The 15,746-nt window shown below is 58.2% G+C and carries 19 protein-coding genes; 8 read left to right on the forward strand and 11 right to left on the reverse strand.

What is annotated here, in order from left to right:
- Positions 1-41: 41 nt before the first annotated feature.
- Complete coding sequence (locus KI231_RS07590; protein WP_213027875.1) at positions 42-908, forward strand: carboxylate/amino acid/amine transporter; 867 nt, start codon at positions 42-44, stop codon at positions 906-908.
- 110 nt (positions 909-1,018) lie between these two features.
- Here KI231_RS07590 and KI231_RS07595 read toward each other — a convergent pair whose 3' ends face one another.
- Positions 1,019-2,317 (reverse strand): mechanosensitive ion channel family protein, encoded by a 1,299-nt coding sequence (locus KI231_RS07595; protein WP_213027876.1) that lies wholly within the window; start codon positions 2,315-2,317, stop codon positions 1,019-1,021.
- 191 nt (positions 2,318-2,508) lie between these two features.
- Between KI231_RS07595 and KI231_RS07600 the strand changes: the two genes are divergently transcribed.
- Positions 2,509-3,849, forward strand: a complete 1,341-nt coding sequence (locus tag KI231_RS07600) for a DEAD/DEAH box helicase (RefSeq protein WP_103306179.1) — start codon at positions 2,509-2,511, stop codon at positions 3,847-3,849.
- Positions 3,850-3,911: 62 nt separating this feature from the next.
- On the opposite strand, the gene KI231_RS07605 is transcribed toward KI231_RS07600, so the two are convergent.
- The 4 genes from KI231_RS07605 to KI231_RS07620 all read right to left on the reverse strand — a co-directional run bounded on the left by KI231_RS07605 (position 3,912) and on the right by KI231_RS07620 (position 6,456).
- Positions 3,912-4,511: a hypothetical protein gene (locus KI231_RS07605; protein ID WP_103306180.1), complete on the reverse strand. Its 600-nt coding sequence runs from the start codon at positions 4,509-4,511 to the stop codon at positions 3,912-3,914.
- Between the two features lie 12 nt (positions 4,512-4,523).
- Positions 4,524-5,105 carry a C39 family peptidase gene (locus KI231_RS07610; RefSeq protein ID WP_213027877.1) on the reverse strand — a complete coding sequence of 194 codons (582 nt, stop codon included), beginning with the start codon at positions 5,103-5,105 and terminating at the stop codon, positions 4,524-4,526.
- Positions 5,106-5,361: 256 nt separating this feature from the next.
- Entirely contained in the window at positions 5,362-5,637 is a 276-nt protein-coding gene (locus KI231_RS07615) for a hypothetical protein (protein WP_213027878.1), read from the reverse strand.
- 84 nt (positions 5,638-5,721) lie between these two features.
- Positions 5,722-6,456, reverse strand: a complete 735-nt coding sequence (locus tag KI231_RS07620) for a DUF899 domain-containing protein (RefSeq protein ID WP_213027879.1) — start codon at positions 6,454-6,456, stop codon at positions 5,722-5,724.
- Between the two features lie 175 nt (positions 6,457-6,631).
- Here KI231_RS07620 and KI231_RS07625 point away from each other — a divergent pair, with 175 nt between their 5' ends.
- Complete coding sequence (locus tag KI231_RS07625) at positions 6,632-7,024, forward strand: transcriptional regulator (protein ID WP_213027880.1); 393 nt, start codon at positions 6,632-6,634, stop codon at positions 7,022-7,024.
- 123 nt (positions 7,025-7,147) lie between these two features.
- Here KI231_RS07625 and KI231_RS07630 read toward each other — a convergent pair whose 3' ends face one another.
- The 3 genes from KI231_RS07630 to KI231_RS07640 form a co-directional block, all read right to left on the reverse strand.
- On the reverse strand, positions 7,148-8,017 hold the full coding sequence (locus KI231_RS07630) for a DUF6279 family lipoprotein (RefSeq protein WP_213027881.1): 870 nt from the start codon (positions 8,015-8,017) through the stop codon (positions 7,148-7,150).
- Between the two features lie 78 nt (positions 8,018-8,095).
- A complete protein-coding gene (locus tag KI231_RS07635) occupies positions 8,096-8,812 on the reverse strand; it encodes a TorF family putative porin (RefSeq protein ID WP_103306186.1) in 717 nt (238 codons plus the stop codon).
- A 207-nt stretch (positions 8,813-9,019) separates the two neighbouring features.
- Complete coding sequence (locus KI231_RS07640) at positions 9,020-9,208, reverse strand: PFL_1563 family small protein (protein ID WP_016985943.1); 189 nt, start codon at positions 9,206-9,208, stop codon at positions 9,020-9,022.
- A 340-nt stretch (positions 9,209-9,548) separates the two neighbouring features.
- Here KI231_RS07640 and KI231_RS07645 point away from each other — a divergent pair, with 340 nt between their 5' ends.
- The 3 genes from KI231_RS07645 to KI231_RS07655 all read left to right on the forward strand — a co-directional run bounded on the left by KI231_RS07645 (position 9,549) and on the right by KI231_RS07655 (position 12,067).
- The gene (locus KI231_RS07645) at positions 9,549-10,385 is read left to right on the forward strand and encodes a CvfB family protein (RefSeq protein ID WP_103306187.1); all 837 of its coding nucleotides are present in this window, start codon (positions 9,549-9,551) and stop codon (positions 10,383-10,385) included.
- A 45-nt stretch (positions 10,386-10,430) separates the two neighbouring features.
- A complete protein-coding gene (locus tag KI231_RS07650) occupies positions 10,431-10,835 on the forward strand; it encodes a DUF2177 family protein (protein ID WP_213027882.1) in 405 nt (134 codons plus the stop codon).
- A gap of 299 nt (positions 10,836-11,134) precedes the next feature.
- Positions 11,135-12,067 carry a DMT family transporter gene (locus KI231_RS07655; protein WP_103306189.1) on the forward strand — a complete coding sequence of 311 codons (933 nt, stop codon included), beginning with the start codon at positions 11,135-11,137 and terminating at the stop codon, positions 12,065-12,067.
- On the opposite strand, the gene KI231_RS07660 is transcribed toward KI231_RS07655, so the two are convergent.
- Positions 12,012-13,193, reverse strand: coding sequence for an MFS transporter (locus tag KI231_RS07660; RefSeq protein WP_213027883.1), 1,182 nt, complete (start codon positions 13,191-13,193; stop codon positions 12,012-12,014). The two genes, KI231_RS07655 and KI231_RS07660, sit on opposite strands and share 56 nt — an antisense overlap.
- A gap of 104 nt (positions 13,194-13,297) precedes the next feature.
- On the opposite strand from KI231_RS07660, the gene ptrR reads away from it, so the two are divergent.
- A complete protein-coding gene (gene ptrR / locus KI231_RS07665; protein ID WP_213027884.1) occupies positions 13,298-14,191 on the forward strand; it encodes a putrescine utilization regulator PtrR in 894 nt (297 codons plus the stop codon).
- Positions 14,192-14,333: 142 nt separating this feature from the next.
- Positions 14,334-14,462 carry a PA1414 family protein gene (locus tag KI231_RS30140; RefSeq protein ID WP_003184145.1) on the forward strand — a complete coding sequence of 43 codons (129 nt, stop codon included), beginning with the start codon at positions 14,334-14,336 and terminating at the stop codon, positions 14,460-14,462.
- Positions 14,463-14,684: 222 nt separating this feature from the next.
- Here the strand turns inward: KI231_RS30140 and KI231_RS07670 are convergent, their stop codons facing one another.
- On the reverse strand, positions 14,685-14,933 hold the full coding sequence (locus KI231_RS07670) for an acyl carrier protein (protein ID WP_213027885.1): 249 nt from the start codon (positions 14,931-14,933) through the stop codon (positions 14,685-14,687).
- Between the two features lie 43 nt (positions 14,934-14,976).
- A complete protein-coding gene (locus KI231_RS07675; RefSeq protein ID WP_213027886.1) occupies positions 14,977-15,702 on the reverse strand; it encodes an MBL fold metallo-hydrolase in 726 nt (241 codons plus the stop codon).
- Positions 15,703-15,746: the final 44 nt, after the last annotated feature.

The following is a 15,746-nucleotide window of genomic DNA, read 5'->3' on the forward strand; positions in this document are numbered from 1 at the left end:
AAAACCCGCTATCGTCGCCGCCATTCGAAACAGAGGCGACCATGGGCTATCTACTTTTTGTCACGCTGATCCAGGCGTTTTCCTTCAGCCTGATCGGCGAATACCTGGCCGGGCATGTCGACAGTTACTTCGCGGTGCTGGTGCGTGTGGTGCTGGCCGGGCTGGTGTTCATCCCGCTGACGCGCTGGCGCTCGGTGGAACCGGCGTTCATGCGCGGCATGCTGCTGATCGGCGCGTTGCAGTTCGGCGTGACCTACGTCTGCCTGTATCTGAGCTTCCGCGTGCTGACGGTGCCTGAGGTTTTGCTGTTCACCATCCTCACGCCGCTGCATGTGACGCTGATCGAAGACGCGCTGAACCGCCGCTTCAATCCGTGGGCGCTGATTGCGGCGCTGGTGGCGGTGGGCGGCGCGGCGGTAATTCGCTTCGATAGCATCAATCCGGACTTCTTTATGGGTTTCCTGCTGCTGCAACTGGCCAACTTCACCTACGCGGCAGGGCAGGTGATGTACAAGCATCTGGTGGCGAAACACCCGAGCGATCTGCCGCATTACCGGCGCTTCGGCTTCTTCTACCTCGGTGCATTGGCGGTGGTCTTGCCTGCATTCCTGATGTTCGGCAAGGCCAACTTCCTGCCGGAAGCGCCGTTGCAATGGGGCGTGCTGCTGTTCCTCGGCCTGGTCTCGACCGCGCTCGGTTTGTACTGGTGGAACAAAGGCGCGTGCATGGTCAACGGCGGCACGCTGGCGGTGATGAACAACCTGCACGTGCCGGTGGGGCTTTTGCTTAACCTGCTGATCTGGAATCAGCATGAGGAACTGGGGCGGTTGTTCCTCGGCGGGAGTGTGATTCTGGCAGCGGTGTGGATCAGCCGGTTGGGTATCCGCAAATCTGCGGCCACCTCATAATCCCCTGTAGGAGTGAGCCTGCTCGCGATGGCGGTGTGTCAGTCAATATTGATTTGTCTGACACACCGCCATCGCGAGCAGGCTCACTCCTACAGTTTTGATCGGTGAAGTTACATCAGATGTTTTTCAGGTTCGGGAATGTGGCTTGCGCCCAACACCGCCGGCAGCAACCCGGTACGCAAATCCCCACCACTCGGCTGCTGATACAGGCTCAAACCAAACTCCGGCAGCACCGCCAGCAGATAATCGAAAATATCCCCCTGAATCCGCTCGTAATCGGCCCACACCGTGGTCGTCGTGAAGCAGTAGATTTCCAGCGGAATGCCCTGCGCCGTGGTCTGCATCTGCCGGACCATGCAGGTCATGTTCGGCTGAACCTCGACATGACTCTTCAGATACGCCAGCGCATAAGCGCGAAAGGTGCCGATGTTGGTCATGCGCCGACGGTTGGCCGACATTGCTGCGACGTTGCCCTGCGCCTCGTTCCACGCCTTGAGTTCGGCTTTCTTGCGGCTCATGTAGCCGGTCAGCAGGTGCACCTGGGAGAGCTTTTCTTCTTCATCATCGCGAATGAAACGCACGCCGCTGGCGTCGATGAACAGGCTGCGCTTGATCCGTCGCCCGCCGGACTGCTGCATGCCGCGCCAGTTTCTGAACGACTCGGACATCAGCCGCCAGGTCGGGATCGAGACGATGGTCTTGTCGAAGTTCTGCACCTTGACCGTGTGCAACGTGATGTCGACCACGTCACCATCGGCGCCGACTTGCGGCATCTCGATCCAGTCGCCGACCCGCAGCATGTCGTTGCTGGTCAGTTGCACGCTGGCAACGAACGACAGCAGAGTGTCCTTGTAGACCAACAGAATCACCGCCGACATCGCGCCAAGACCGGACAGCAGCAACAGCGGCGAGCGGTCGATCAGCGTGGCGACGATGATGATCGCGCCAAACACGTACAAGACCATTTTTGCCAGTTGCACGTAGCCTTTGATCGAGCGGGTACGGGCGTGTTCGGTGCGCGCGTAGATGTCGAGCAAGGCATTGAGCAGGGCGCTGATCGACAGCAGCAGGAACAGAATGGTGAACGACAGCGCGACGTTGCCAAGGAACGTCATCGCGGTTTTGCTCAGTTCGGGCACCAGGTGCAGGCCGAACTGGATCACCAGCGACGGCGTCATCTGCGCCAGGCGCTGAAACACCTTGTTGTGGCGAAAGTCGTTGATCCAGTGCAGGGACGGCTGGCGACCGAGCATGCGACTGGCGTGCAGGATCAGATAACGCGCCACTCGTCCGAGTACCAGCGCGATCACCAGCAGCAGGGTCAAGGCGAGGCCGGCCTGCAGGAACGGATGCTGTTCGAGGGTGCCCCAGAGGTCCTGGGCTTTGAGCCAGAGCTGTTTGAAATCCATGAGAGAAACGATTCTTCTGTAAGACGCGATGGGCAATTAGAGCATTTAAGACGCTGTGTATTACCGTTAGAGACAAATCGAGCAACAAAAAAGCCACTGATTACGTCCGTTTGTATAAAGAAACTCGGCCTGAGCGCTCGAAACCGGTAACCTATGCAGCTGTTTTTTTGCATATCTTCGAGGTAGCACCCGTGTTTTCCCAATTCGCCCTGCACGAACGCCTGCTTAAAGCTGTGGCCGAGCTGAAATTTGTCGAGCCAACGCCTGTGCAAGCCGCGGCCATCCCGCTGGCGCTCCAAGGGCGTGATTTGCGGGTGACGGCGCAAACCGGTAGCGGCAAAACCGCCGCTTTCGTCCTGCCGATCCTCAATCGCCTGATCGGCCCGGCCAAGGTTCGCGTCAGCATCAAGACCCTGATCCTGCTGCCGACCCGCGAGCTGGCCCAGCAGACTTTGAAGGAAGTTGAACGCTTTTCGCAGTTCACCTTCATCAAGTCCGGCCTGATCACCGGCGGTGAAGACTTCAAAGTGCAGGCGGCGATGCTGCGCAAAGTGCCGGACATCCTCATCGGCACCCCGGGCCGGATGATCGAGCAACTCAACGCCGGCAACCTCGACCTCAAAGAAGTCGAAGTACTGGTGCTCGACGAAGCCGACCGCATGCTCGACATGGGTTTCGCCGAAGACGTCCAGCGTCTGGTCGACGAATGCCCGAACCGTCAGCAGACCATGCTGTTCTCCGCTACCACCGGCGGTTCCGGCCTGCGCGAGATGATCGCCAAGGTGCTGAACAACCCTGAGCACTTGCAGCTCAACGCGGTCAGCCAGCTGAACTCGACAACCCGTCAGCAGATCATCACCGCCGACCACAACCAGCACAAAGAACAGATCGTGAACTGGCTGCTGGCCAACGAGACCTATCAGAAGGCCATCGTCTTCACCAATACCCGCGCCATGGCCGACCGCATCTACGGGCGTCTGGTGGCTCAGGAATACAAGGCGTTCGTGCTGCACGGCGAGAAAGACCAGAAGGATCGCAAACTGGCGATCGACCGTCTGAAGCAGGGCGGCGTGAAGATTCTGGTGGCCACCGACGTCGCGGCCCGTGGTCTGGACGTTGATGGTCTGGACCTGGTGATCAACTTCGACATGCCACGCAGCGGCGACGAATACGTACACCGTATCGGTCGTACCGGCCGCGCCGGTAACGACGGTCTGGCGATCTCGTTGATCTGCCACGGCGACTGGAACCTGATGTCGAGCATCGAGCGTTATCTGAAGCAGAGCTTCGAGCGCCGCACCATCAAGGAAGTCAAAGGCACCTACGGCGGACCGAAAAAGGTCAAGGCCTCGGGCAAAGCTGTCGGCGTGAAGAAGAAAAAGACCGACGCCAAGGGCGACAAGAAGAAAACCGCCGCCAAGACGCCGACCAAGCGCAAGAGCGTCAACCGCCCGAAACCGGACTCTCTGGTGAGCAGCGACGGCATGGCCCCGCTCAAGCGCCGCAAGCCGGCAGAGCCTGCGGCTGAGTAAGTCGATTCAGGCACACAGAAAAAACCCGGACAATGTCCGGGTTTTTTTTCGTCCAGCGTTTGTCAGTTGCCCAGCAGGCCGCTGGTGTCGGCATCAAAGCGCTGTTTCGCCTGAGCAGCCGCCGGTTTCAATGCAGCGAGCAGGGCAGCCTCGCTGTACAACCGAGTGACGGCCAGGTCCCTGGGCGTCGGCTCGATCGGGATCAGCAGCTCTTCACCGTCAGCATGCAGCCAGATCGCCACAACGTTGAGCGCAGATACAAACAACAGCCGCAGCTCCACGGTTTTGCCCTGCAACTGCGGCGATTGCTCTGCCAGTTTCAGCGCACCCACCGTGGCGGCGGCGAGGTCGCCGTGGTTCAACGAGGCGAACTCGACATGCCCGCGCACTTCAGCCAATTGTGCATCGGCAATCGTTACGCCATCGGCAAACACCAGGTAATGCCAATCGCCGATCCGCGCGTTCTGCAGACCTTTGCCGTTGCTCAGGTCGTCCAGACTGAGCGAGTAGCCACGATAAGCCTCGCTGAGACTGATCTTCGCCGCAGCGGCGTTGGCGAATTGGCGGTTGACGCCAAAGCCCCGGGTTTGCAGGGCGGCTTGCAGTGCCGGACGCAAGGTCTGTACGCCGTTGGAAGGCGCCTTTGGATAAGTCAGTTGCATGATGTCGCCCTCCTAGTTTTTTACGGTGAAGTAAGTGTTGGTCCAGTTGCCGCCGCCGTTGTAGGAACGGGGGAAAGCATTCAGGGCGCGGGTCGAGTAGCCGTAGATCGAGTCTGCGACCAGCACGTAATCGCCGTTGGTGCCGTAGATCGTCAGGAAATGCGCACCGCCGCCGTACCAGGCGCAACGCAGGCCGACCGGTCGGCCCATGCTGATCTGGTTCTGGATGGCCGACATCTGCAGCGAGCCCTGATTCATGCCGTTGTAACTGCGGGTGATCCGCAGCGCGGTGTCCAGATAGCCATAGACGTTGCACGGCCCGGGTTGATTGCAGCAGTTGCGGTCCAGTGCCGAGCTGGCGACCCCGCACTGGGTCCAGTTTCCAGTGCCGTAATAGTTGCCGACCGAGGCGGAGACGGCGGCCCAGCACCAGTTGGTCTGGGTCTGCTTTTGCATGTTGAAGTTGAGACTGGCGGCCAGCGCGTTGACCTGTGCAGCGGCTTCGACTTCGACCAGTTGCGGGTCGAGAAGATGGCCGATCAGGCATCGTGGCAAAGTTTCGCCGGTAAATCGGGCTGCTTCTGTGGTTAACATTTTCAATCCTCCATGAGTGAAAACAAGCGTCCAGCTTGTATGGGTGTTGCGGTATTACAGAGCGATCGGTATTCAACGGTTGCCATCTCCGATGGCCGGTGCCGATCTCCTTGCTCGAAGTAACCGTAGTCATGAATATGCATTTGTGCAAATAAATAAATGCACTAATGCATTTTTACGGTCGAAAGATTGCAGCCTTTGGCAGCTTCTACAGGGTTCGGTGTAGGCGCTGCCGAAGGCTGCGATCTTTAGTTTTTTAGCTTTCGGTTTTCTTCTCTGCTTTATCCAGCTCTTTCAAGCGCTGATCAATCAACTGACACTTGTCCGGCAGATCCGCACTGGCCGTGCCCAGATCCATCTTCTGCAACTCAGCGTTGATTTCCTTGGCCTTGGCTGGATTCTGCTCGGTGAGCTTGGCGACTTCCTTGGCCAGTTGTTCGCGTTTGGCGGTGGCTTCTTCCGGCGTGCAGGCCCAGACGGGCAGGGCGCAGGCAAGAGTGGCGGCGAGGGTGAGCTTGATCAGGGTTTTCATCGTGGCAGGCCTCAGTTCCGGTTAAGGCGGGTTAACCGGTTGAGGCCTGGGTGGCGGGAAAAGTTCAGAATCTGTACTTGCCTTTCAGTCTCCATGGCAGCAACTGGACTTTGCTTTTGCCTCATACCGATCATGATGACGAACCCACTCCATGATCTCGTCCTCATTGCGGCCCTTGGGTGTGAGATCGAGGTAGTTGTAGGCGCCAACCAACATGTCCAGGCCACGGGCGTAGGTTGAATAAGTATGGAATATCTCGCCTTTATCGTTGCGATAAAAAACGCTTAGCCCCGGCATCTCTTCCTCGGCACTGTCGGTCTTTTCATAGTTGTACGTAGCCTTTCCTGCAGCCACATCCCCAGCCCGGGCACAGACACCGAAGTCATAGTTGAAGTCGCAGCCTTCTGAAGACACCCAGTCAAACTTCCAGCCCATCCGCCGTTTGAAATCCTGAAATTCGTTGAACGGCGCGTGGGAAACAGCAACGACAGCGATGTCGTGATGGGCCAGGTGCTGGTTGGCGCCATCAATGTGGTCGCTGAGGAATGAGCAGCCCTGGCAGCCTTCTTCCCAATCCTTGGCAAACATGAAGTGGTAAACCACCAACTGGCTGTGTTTACCGAACAGGTCCGCCAATTTCAGTTCGCCGTTCGGGCCCTGAAAGTGGTAGTCCTTGTCCATCTTCACCCAGGGCAAGGCGCGGCGTTCGGCGCTGAGCCGATCGCGTTCCCTGGTGAAGGCTTTTTCGTGATCGAGGTGTTGCCTACGGGCGGTGAGCCATTCTTCGCGCGATACCACCGGATGATTCTCAACGTTCATGATGATTTCTCCTGCGGGGTTGAAACCGTCTGTTTCAGACTAGTCGTTTAACCCTCGGGGAATTCGACAGACCGCCGGTCGGTCATCTCGCAAAACGCGGCTGAACGGCTGCGACAGGCTCGGGTCACAACCTATGACAGCGCCATAAACCATGCGCACCGGAGGTTGAATCAGGATGACGACTTATAAGTGGGATTTGATTGAGCGTTTGCTGCACGAAGTGCAGAACAGCGCTGGCGAAAGTTTCGCGCCTCGAAAATACGCCGAGGACTATGCGGCGGAGAAAGCCAATTCAGGTGAACAGATCGAGAATCTGGATCATCTGAAAACGCTGGCCTGTGAGTATGAAAGTCTGCTGCTCGACCGCGGGTATATCGCGCCGCGCCCGGACCATGAGGGCAGCACCGGCAACAATTTCATTCTGACCCCGCGCGGATCCAGCCTGCTGAGCCTGATCGACAGCAGCATCCCCGGCAATGATCATCCGCGCCAGGTGCTGGATGAGCAGGAGGATGCGCTGGATGAGGCGACATTTGACGAAGTAGCGTCTAAAGCCCAGATCGCCTGAGTTTACGCAGATCGCCCTGTAGGAGTGGGCCTGCTCGCGACCACGATGTGACAGCCACATAAACAGCGTCTGTCACACCGCGATCGCGAGCAGGCTCACTCCTCCAATTGAAATACGTGATGCTCAGGGTTTTTGCCTGGCCTTCAGACACTTCAAGTCATTGAAATCCTTCCGTACACCCTCGATCTTCTTCAACAACCGCTGACGCTGCTGCGGCGTACTTACCGCCATCAAGTCCACCGCCAGTGCGCGTCCCTGCGCCTCGGTATCGGCAAAGGCTTTGCGATAATCCGCTGTCCATAAACTCTCGCGATTGACCAGAAGCGTTTGGATTCGTTGTGGGAACTCCGGGCTGTTACGCTGCGCGACGGCGGCGCTGAACTGCTTCTGCCAATGCGCACGATTGGCGATCCACTGGGTGTTCTGATCGCCCAGCGCCGTTGACCAGGCCATCACCCGTTGTTCCTGAGGCGCGCTCAAAGGGCCGAGCCAGTCGTTCAGGCGTTTATCCATGCGTGCAGCGCGTTCGGCGATCTGTTGGCTGAGCGGTGGCTTGAGGTATTCCTGCTGACGTTTGCGCAGATCCTTGGCAAACGCGTCGTTCATTTCCGCGACCTGCTTGTCATCCAGCCCCTGCAACAACTCGATTGCAGACGGAGTGATTTCTCGTGCGGTTTCAGCGATGGCCTGTTTGGCTTCCACGGTGCGCGACTGAAGTGCTGCGTCGGTGACCTGATTGGTTTCGACCATGGTCTGCAAGCGATCCAGCCAATCCAGATAGCCTGGCAATTGCGTGGTGCAGTGCCAACTCAGGTGTTCCTTGAGTCGCTCGTTGAACCAGTCTTTCTGCTCGCCGTTCATGTCCACATAGTCGCTGAGCGTCCATGGGATGATCACGTCGAGGTTGCGATAGGCCAGGCCGACGCGACTGCAGGCGCCGAGGGCGAGGGTAAATATCAACAGGGCGGCAATGTTTTTGAACCAGCGAGACATGGGCCAATCCTTGCGTGAGCCTGGCTTCGAAAGTCTGATTCCTATGTGAACGCAGAAGGTGTGCGGCAGTTCAGCCGATCAATAGAACGCGCGTTCGGCCTTGAGCGTGACGAGGCCGTCGCACTCGCTGTTATGGCCGGAGTAGGCCGAGCAATCGCTGCCGCTGAGGCTGGAATTGCTGTAGATCAGGTCCAGATTGACGCCCATGATCGGACGCGAGAATTTCACCGACCAATCGGTGAAGCTGCTGACGTAGCCACCGTCCACAGCGACCGGTGTGTTCAGTTGGTGGGTGGTGTATTTCATGCTGACGCCAATGCCAAACGGCTGATTGCCGCCAAGGTCGGCGAACAGGGTGTTGTTCTGTTTGTCCGGATCGTTGCTCAAGGCGATGCCGAATCGGCTGCCGAGCAGGGTCAGGCCACCGAACAGTTCCTGGCTGTCGAGGGTATCCACCTTGGGATAGCTGTAGTGAATCATCCCGACTTCATAGCCAAGCGTGTTATCGAAGGGTTGTTTGAAGCCGACGTAGGAATCGATCTCGAGGTTTTTGCCCGGAGTGATGCCCATGCTCGGTGCGTATTGGCCAACATAGAGCCCACTGTTATGGCTCAGATCGAGGCCGCCGTGGAATGAACCGACCGCCGCGGGTTTGACCAGGCCTTGGGCCATGCTGCGGCTCGGAGTGGTGCCGAGTTTGAGGTCGAAATCGCCGAGCTCACGCTGGAAAATCTGCGCGTGCGCAGTCGTGCATGCCAGCAGGCCTACAAGCAATAAACAGGATGTTTTGCGCATGCGTCACTCCATGAACAGCGAGCGCTGGCCGGCGGGCCTGCTGAAACGCTTGATCTAGACGCGTGCAAGGATACCGGCGAATGATCGGCATTGAAGGCCGTTCGTCGATTTATACAAGTTTGATTAAACAGAGGTGGGGTGTGGCGAGGGTGCCAGTCCAGACGCTTCGAAGCTCAAAGCGCCTCAGGACGGGTGTATTACCGGGTGTTACTTCTTGCCCAGGCTGATCTGCTTGGACGGGCCGAACGTCTGGCCGCTGACGCCTTTGGCAATTTGCTGAATCTCGCCGCCGGACTTGAGGAACGCTGCGATCTGATCGTTGATCGATTCGCTGGTTTCAACGGCTGGAGCTGGCTTTGCTTTGCTGGTGGATGCTTTTACACGCATGGCGGCCATTAACCTGTAGAAAAGTAACTCGGCCAGGCATCGTACAGGAATAACTTGACAATAGCTTGGTAAATATCCTTCGGAATAACCCAGTGCGCTGCTGCATTATTCTCGATTCAATACTCGAAATATCCGGCTAACCTGCTGTTTTAAATAAGAACATTGATGTTTCGTGGCGCCGTGATGCTCGATCGCGAGGCGCGAAATCAGACTGACGAGCGGCAGGTCGCCGGCCCGCGACCGAGGAAAATCAAGGCTTGTCACAGAATTTGCGGCCTCGCCGGTTTGCCCGCGAACGGACGCGGCAAAACCGGGTAGAATGCCGCCCACGCAATGAGGGTTCTGGAAAATGGCTTTAGTCGGGCGTTACAACAGTTTGCAAGTGGTTAAACACACTAACTTCGGTTTATATCTGGACGGCGGTGCCGACGGCGAAATTCTTTTGCCCAACCGTTATATCCCTAAAGATATTCCCAGCGAAGATGAAGACTGGCTCAACGTATTTATTTATCTGGACAGCGAAGACAAACTTCTCGCTACCACGGAAAAACCAAAAGTTCAGGTGGGCGAGTTTGCCAGTCTGAAAGTTGTTGAAGTCAACAGCATTGGCGTATTCCTCGATTGGGGTTTGCCGAAAGATCTGTTGCTGCCGTATTCCGAAGAGAAGCGGCAGATGACTGCCGGCGAGTACTGCGTAGTGCACGTCTACCTCGACAAGCACACCCGCCGCATCACCGCCACCGCGCGTCTGGATCGCTACCTCGACAAGACCCCGGCCACGTACAGCGCAGGCCAGGAAGTTGATCTGCTGGTCGCCGAAGCCACCGACATGGGCTTCAAGGCGATCATCAACAACAAGCATTGGGGTTTGATTCACAAGAATGAAATCTTCAAGTTCATGCGCTCCGGCATGCGTGAAAAGGGTTTCATCAAGGAAGTGCGCAGTGACGGCAAGATCAGCCTGAGCCTGCAACCGGTCGGCCAGGAAGCGGCCAGCAGCCTGTCGTCGAAGATCCTCGCCAAATTGCGCGAGAACGACGGCACGCTGGCGGTCAGCGACAAGAGCGATCCGGCACTGATCAGCAGCCTGTTCGGCGTCAGCAAGGGCAACTTCAAGAAGGCCATCGGTTCGCTGTACAAGGATGGCAAGATCGTCATTCACGCCGATCGCATTGAACTAACCTGAGCCTGGTGTGGCCCATGTTGCATGGGCTCACAGGAGGTCGGGTAAATGAAAAAAGCGTTGATTGCCTACGTCGCCACGTTGGTGACGTTTCTTTTGCTTGACGGCATCTGGCTCGGCCTGCTGATGGCACCGACCTATCGCGAACTGCTCGGTCCGCTGATGCTCGAAAAACCGCTGCTGGTTCCCGCAGCGGTTTTTTATTGCCTGTACGTTTTTGGTTGTATCCAGTTTGTGGTGTTGCCCGCGCTCAGTTGGCAGCAAGCGGCGCGGATGGGAGCGTTGTTGGGGCTGGTGGCGTATGGGACGTATGACCTGACCAATTGGGCGACATTGCGCGGCTGGTCGGTGCAGGTGACGTTGCTGGATTGGGGGTGGGGGACGTTTGCCACGGCGGTGGCTTGTACGGTCGGGTTTTGTGTGGCTCGGCGGTTTGCTGTTTCGAAGCGTTGAGTTGTGCTGCTTCGACCGTCCTCATCGCTGGCAAGCCAGACTCCCACAGGGTTTTGTGCCGAACGTAGAATCTGTAGACACTATGCAACCCTGTGGGAGCTCGCTTGCCAGCGATTGACGGCGCAGCCGACAGCCATTCACCGCTGACGCAACGGAAGAATTAAATGTCTTTTCCAGACGGCTTTTTCTGCCGCACTGGTGAATAATCGACGCCATCACTATTCGCCCCGGACATCGATCCGGGGCTTTGTTATGACCATTGGATGGCCTGCCATGTTGTGTGTGTACGAGGTGTTGCCGTGAGTATCGAGCGGCGCAATGCCGATAGTTTTGCCCTGCAAGTGATGATTGGCCTGTGCCTGATCTGGGGCGTGCAGCAAGTGATGATCAAGTGGGCGGCGCCCGACATTGCGCCGGTCATGCAAGCGGCGGCGCGCTCGGGCATTTCCGCATTGCTGGTAGGACTGCTCATCTGCTGGAAGGGCGGTTGGAATCAGGTCGGCAAGACCTGGCGCGGCGGCTTGTTGGCCGGTGCGCTGTTCGGCCTGGAGTTCTTCTTCATCGCCGAAGGTCTGCAACTGACCACGGCGGCGCACATGTCAGTGTTCCTCTACACCGCGCCAATCTTCACCGCGCTGGGCGTGCACTTCCTGTTGGCCAGCGAGCGTTTGCGGCCCTTGCAGTGGCTGGGGATTTTGCTCGCCTTCATCGGTATCGCGATTGCCTTCGCTGGCGGCGTGTCGTGGGACAACCTCGACCGGCGGATGCTGCTGGGGGACGCCTTTGGTGTCTTGGCTGGCGCCTGTTGGGGCGCGACGACGGTGGTGGTGCGCGCTTCGCGGTTGTCCGAGGCACCGGTAACGCTGACCCTGTTCTATCAATTGATCGTCGGCTTTCTCGGCCTGTTGCTGATCGCGCTGTTCAGCGGCCAGATTACTCATGTCAGCCTGACTACAGTGGCAGTGGCCAGCGTGTTGTTTCAAGGCCTGGTGGTGTCGTTCTTCAGTTACCTGGTGTGGTTCTGGCTGCTGCGCCGTTATCTGGCCGCCAACCTCGCGGTGTTCTCGTTCATGACGCCGTTGTTCGGCGTCACCTTCGGCGTGTTGCTGCTCGGCGAACACCTGAGCCTGAACTTTGTCATCGGTGCGGTGCTGGTATTGCTCGGCATCACTTTTGTCAGCGCCGAGCAGTGGCTGCGTCGGCGTTTGCGCAAAGCGCTCGGCCAGCGCTAGTCGATTGCCGCGCCAGGCCACCGGCCATCAACAAGCCGCTGCCGGCGATCACCAGCGCAGGCTGCAAACCACCGCTGAAATGGCTGCTCAGCGCGGCCAGCAACGGGCCGCTGAGCTGGCCGACGGCAAAGCAAGCGGTCAACATGCCGGCATTGCGCTGGGTGGCATGCGGCGCCAGCTCCCGGGAGCGTTGCATGACCAACTGCATGCAGGCCAGAAACGGAGTGCCGCAAAGAACCACACCCAGTGCCAGACCCCAACCACTGCCCAACAGGCAGGCAAAAACCCCGGCGGCTTGCAGCCACAGCGTCGCCGTCAACCAGTGGCGCGTGGTCGCCGGATCATGCCGGCGCAGACTCACCAGCAACACGCCGATGGCCGCGCCAAGGCCGAAGCACGGCCAGAACAGATCCGCTTGCCATTGCCCGTGAAACTGCGCGTTGGCCATCTGCGACAGGAACGTCGCCGGGATGATGTAGCCGATGCCGTACAACGCGTAAATAACGGCCAGACGGGCAATGCCGCGATTGGCTGGATTGATGGAAGTCGTTGCAACGATGGGCGCGGCGACCGGTTGCGGCAAAAAGCGCCAGACGCCGAGCATCATCACCAAGGCCGCCACGGCATAAATCAGCCACAACGTCGCCGACGTCTGCTGCAGCAGATGTGAGACGAGTGCCAGCAATCCCGTCAGAAAAATTCCCAGACCTGGTCCGGCAAACACCAATGCGCCCAACCGAGGACGCCCTGCCGCCGCAGCCAATGGCTGGCTCAGTGATGTGATCATCACCAGAACCCAGGCACTCGCCACGCCGGTACCGAAGCGTAATACCAGATGCGACCAGAAACCGTTGGCCCAGAACGATGCCAGCGTCAGCAGCACGCACAGCCACAATCCGCCGTGCAGGCGACGCTGCACCTGCTCGGGACGGCGGGCGAACGTTGCATCCACCGCACCCAACAAATAACCGAGGTAGTTGGCCGCCGCAATCAGACCGGCGGCCGTCAGGTCAAACTGCCCTTCACTGAGCAGATGCGGCATTTGCGGTGTGAGAGCGAAACGGCCGATGCCCATGGCCATCATCAGAGCGACGAAGCAAGCGGATAAGCGAATCAGCGGCGACATGGTCTGGATTCCTTTAGAGGATCAATGACCGTCAGGCTAAGACTGATTGACTTTCTTTAAAATTGAATAATAGTGAGTAACTTGTTCTGTTCTGGAGAAAGGTCGTGGAATTCAGCCAACTGCGGATTTTTCAGGCCGTTGCGCAGGAAGGGTCGATCACCCGCGCCGCCGAACGCCTGCACCGAGTGCCGTCGAATCTGTCGACCCGGCTTAAACAGTTGGAGGAGCAACTCGGCGTAGAGCTTTTCGTCCGCGAACGTCAGCGTTTGCAGCTGTCGCCTGCGGGAAAAGTCTTGCTGGACTACACCGGCAAACTGTTTGCCCTGCGTGATCAGGCCACTGCGGCGGTGATGGGTGGGCAGCCGGCGGGTGATTTTGTTCTGGGTACTATGTACAGCACCGCAGCGATCCATTTGCCGGCATTGCTGGCGCGGTATCACAAGCAGTACCCGGCGGTGAACCTGCAAGTGCAGTCGGCACCGAGCGGCGAACTGCTCGAAGGCTTGCTCACGGGTCGCCTCGATGCAGCTTTGGTGGACGGCCCGCTGGAGCTGGCCGGGCTCGATGGTGTGCCGTTGTGCGAAGAGCGGCTGGTGTTGATCACGGAAATCGATCATCCACCGGTGCGCAGCGCCGCGGATGTTGAAGGGCGTTCGGTGTTCACGTTCCGCCAGGGCTGCTCCTACCGTATGCGCCTGGAGGCGTGGTTTGCCCACGCCCATGCGGCGATGGGCCGGGCGATGGAAATCGAGTCCTATCAGGGCATGCTTGCTTGTGTGGTGGCGGGCAGTGGCGTGGCGCTGATGTCGGAGTCGATGCTCGCCAGTCTGCCGGGTCGCGAGAACGTTGCCGCGCATCCATTGGCTGAGCCGTTCGTGAGTGCGACAACATGGCTCATGTGGCGCAAAGGCATGCTTGGCGCCAACCTCAACGCGTGGATTGAAGTGCAGCAAGCCGTCTATCCTGCGGCTCTGAATGAAAGCCGGGAAACGGCTTGAACGAATGGACAGGAATTCTGTTCAATTCAGTAACAGATCATTGCGGATTTCGCCGAGCATTGCGTAGGACTTCGGACTATTATCAGTGCGAAGCGGCCTCAGAATTCCGGCCGCTCAGCACCACCCTGAAGGGGGCATGACGATGAAAGAGAAAATTCAGAACTGGCTGCACGATTTAGGTGTTGCCCTCGGCTTGATCGAACCGCCTCTGCAACCTGTACCGATTCGCACAGACGACGAACAGCGTCGGCGCCAACCGCGTCGGCGCTAGGCAGACGTAAGCATCAGGTGAATGGGGTTATTTGTGGCGAGGGGATTTATCCCCGATGGGCTGCGGAGCAGCCCCATTTGCAGCAATCACATTCTTACAGGTCGAACCGGGTTTAATGGTTTTGGGGCTGCTTCGCAGCCCATCGGGGCGGTGCGACGTTTCGCTAAATCCCCTCGCCACAGGGATCTCCAGCATCCTGACAGATGTATTTGCCAATCCCTCTCAATGCCGCCCGATCTCCAGTAAAAACCGGCTCAAGTCATTCGCGGTCTTCGCGGTCTTGAGCATCCGGTCTTCCTGCGCCGTAAACGCCGTCAGTCCGAATTCATCTTCCAGATGAAAGATCAGATCCTCGATATCAGCTTTCTCCAAACCCAGTTGCACCAGGCTGGTGTTGTCATTGAATTCGCGGCTTTCCAGCAGACGCCGAATATATCGGTGCACGGCGGCACGCACGGCAGCTCTTCTCATGGCAGATATTTCTGATTGTTGTTTTGCTTGATTACAGCAGGCGTCACGCGTGCCCGCGTAACCACTCGTCAATCATCGAACGCAAATGCTCGCCGGAGAAACTGCCGAAATGCCCGCCATGCACGGTGCGGATAGGCAATGCCTGCAAACGCCGCAGACTGGCCGCATAGTCATCCAGATTAGAATGGTAGGCGTCCTCGATCAACGGCCCGTCGTAGATGATGTCGCCACTGAACAGCGTTTGTGTCGCCGCTTCATACAGGCTGATCCCGCCCGGCGAATGCCCCGGCGTGTGCAGCACCTGCAGGCTGCGATCGCCCAGATCCAGCACATCGCCATCCTCGACAAACCCGGTCGCCGGCGCGGCTTTGACCCGGTACTCGGCGTAGCACAACGGGCAATCCGGATGCGCCTCGAACATGTCATCGCCGACGAAAGCGCGGCTCAGATCATTCTCGCCATCGGGCGCAGCCAGAATGTCCGCTTCGGCCGGATGCACCAGTCGTTCAGCGAATTCGTGATGCCCGGCGATGTGGTCGAAATGGCAATGACTGGCTACTGCCACCAACGGTCGCTCGGTAATCCATGGCAATTGTTCGCGCAGGCTGACAAGCCCTGAACCGCTATCGAGCAACAGGTCTTTGTCGCGGCCCTGCACATGCCACAGGTTGCAGCGGTAGAACGGTCGAATGTGCGGCTCATGAATCAACCGGATGCCGTCACTCAGGTGCTGCACTTCAAACCACTGATCGCGAGAAACAATCTTCATCAGCACATTCCTTCAGGCGTAAAAAAACGAGTGTGGCAACCGAC

This window comes from Pseudomonas sp. Seg1, assembly GCF_018326005.1.
Classification (GTDB): Bacteria; Pseudomonadota; Gammaproteobacteria; order Pseudomonadales; family Pseudomonadaceae; genus Aquipseudomonas.

What these genes read in the sequence shown, in the direction of transcription:
- KI231_RS07590 (WP_213027875.1), top strand. Translation starts at nt 42, where the DNA reads ATGGGCTATCTACTTTTTGTCACGCTGATCCAGGCGTTTTCCTTCAGC.
- KI231_RS07595 (WP_213027876.1), bottom strand. Translation starts at nt 2,317, where the DNA reads ATGGATTTCAAACAGCTCTGGCTCAAAGCCCAGGACCTCTGGGGCACC.
- KI231_RS07605 (WP_103306180.1), bottom strand. Translation starts at nt 4,511, where the DNA reads ATGCAACTGACTTATCCAAAGGCGCCTTCCAACGGCGTACAGACCTTG.
- KI231_RS07610 (WP_213027877.1), bottom strand. Translation starts at nt 5,105, where the DNA reads ATGTTAACCACAGAAGCAGCCCGATTTACCGGCGAAACTTTGCCACGA.
- KI231_RS07615 (WP_213027878.1), bottom strand. Translation starts at nt 5,637, where the DNA reads ATGAAAACCCTGATCAAGCTCACCCTCGCCGCCACTCTTGCCTGCGCC.
- KI231_RS07620 (WP_213027879.1), bottom strand. Translation starts at nt 6,456, where the DNA reads ATGAACGTTGAGAATCATCCGGTGGTATCGCGCGAAGAATGGCTCACC.
- KI231_RS07625 (WP_213027880.1), top strand. Translation starts at nt 6,632, where the DNA reads ATGACGACTTATAAGTGGGATTTGATTGAGCGTTTGCTGCACGAAGTG.
- KI231_RS07630 (WP_213027881.1), bottom strand. Translation starts at nt 8,017, where the DNA reads ATGTCTCGCTGGTTCAAAAACATTGCCGCCCTGTTGATATTTACCCTC.
- KI231_RS07635 (WP_103306186.1), bottom strand. Translation starts at nt 8,812, where the DNA reads ATGCGCAAAACATCCTGTTTATTGCTTGTAGGCCTGCTGGCATGCACG.
- KI231_RS07640 (WP_016985943.1), bottom strand. Translation starts at nt 9,208, where the DNA reads ATGGCCGCCATGCGTGTAAAAGCATCCACCAGCAAAGCAAAGCCAGCT.
- KI231_RS07645 (WP_103306187.1), top strand. Translation starts at nt 9,549, where the DNA reads ATGGCTTTAGTCGGGCGTTACAACAGTTTGCAAGTGGTTAAACACACT.
- KI231_RS07650 (WP_213027882.1), top strand. Translation starts at nt 10,431, where the DNA reads ATGAAAAAAGCGTTGATTGCCTACGTCGCCACGTTGGTGACGTTTCTT.
- KI231_RS07660 (WP_213027883.1), bottom strand. Translation starts at nt 13,193, where the DNA reads ATGTCGCCGCTGATTCGCTTATCCGCTTGCTTCGTCGCTCTGATGATG.
- KI231_RS30140 (WP_003184145.1), top strand. Translation starts at nt 14,334, where the DNA reads ATGAAAGAGAAAATTCAGAACTGGCTGCACGATTTAGGTGTTGCCCTC.
- KI231_RS07670 (WP_213027885.1), bottom strand. Translation starts at nt 14,933, where the DNA reads ATGAGAAGAGCTGCCGTGCGTGCCGCCGTGCACCGATATATTCGGCGT.
- KI231_RS07675 (WP_213027886.1), bottom strand. Translation starts at nt 15,702, where the DNA reads ATGAAGATTGTTTCTCGCGATCAGTGGTTTGAAGTGCAGCACCTGAGT.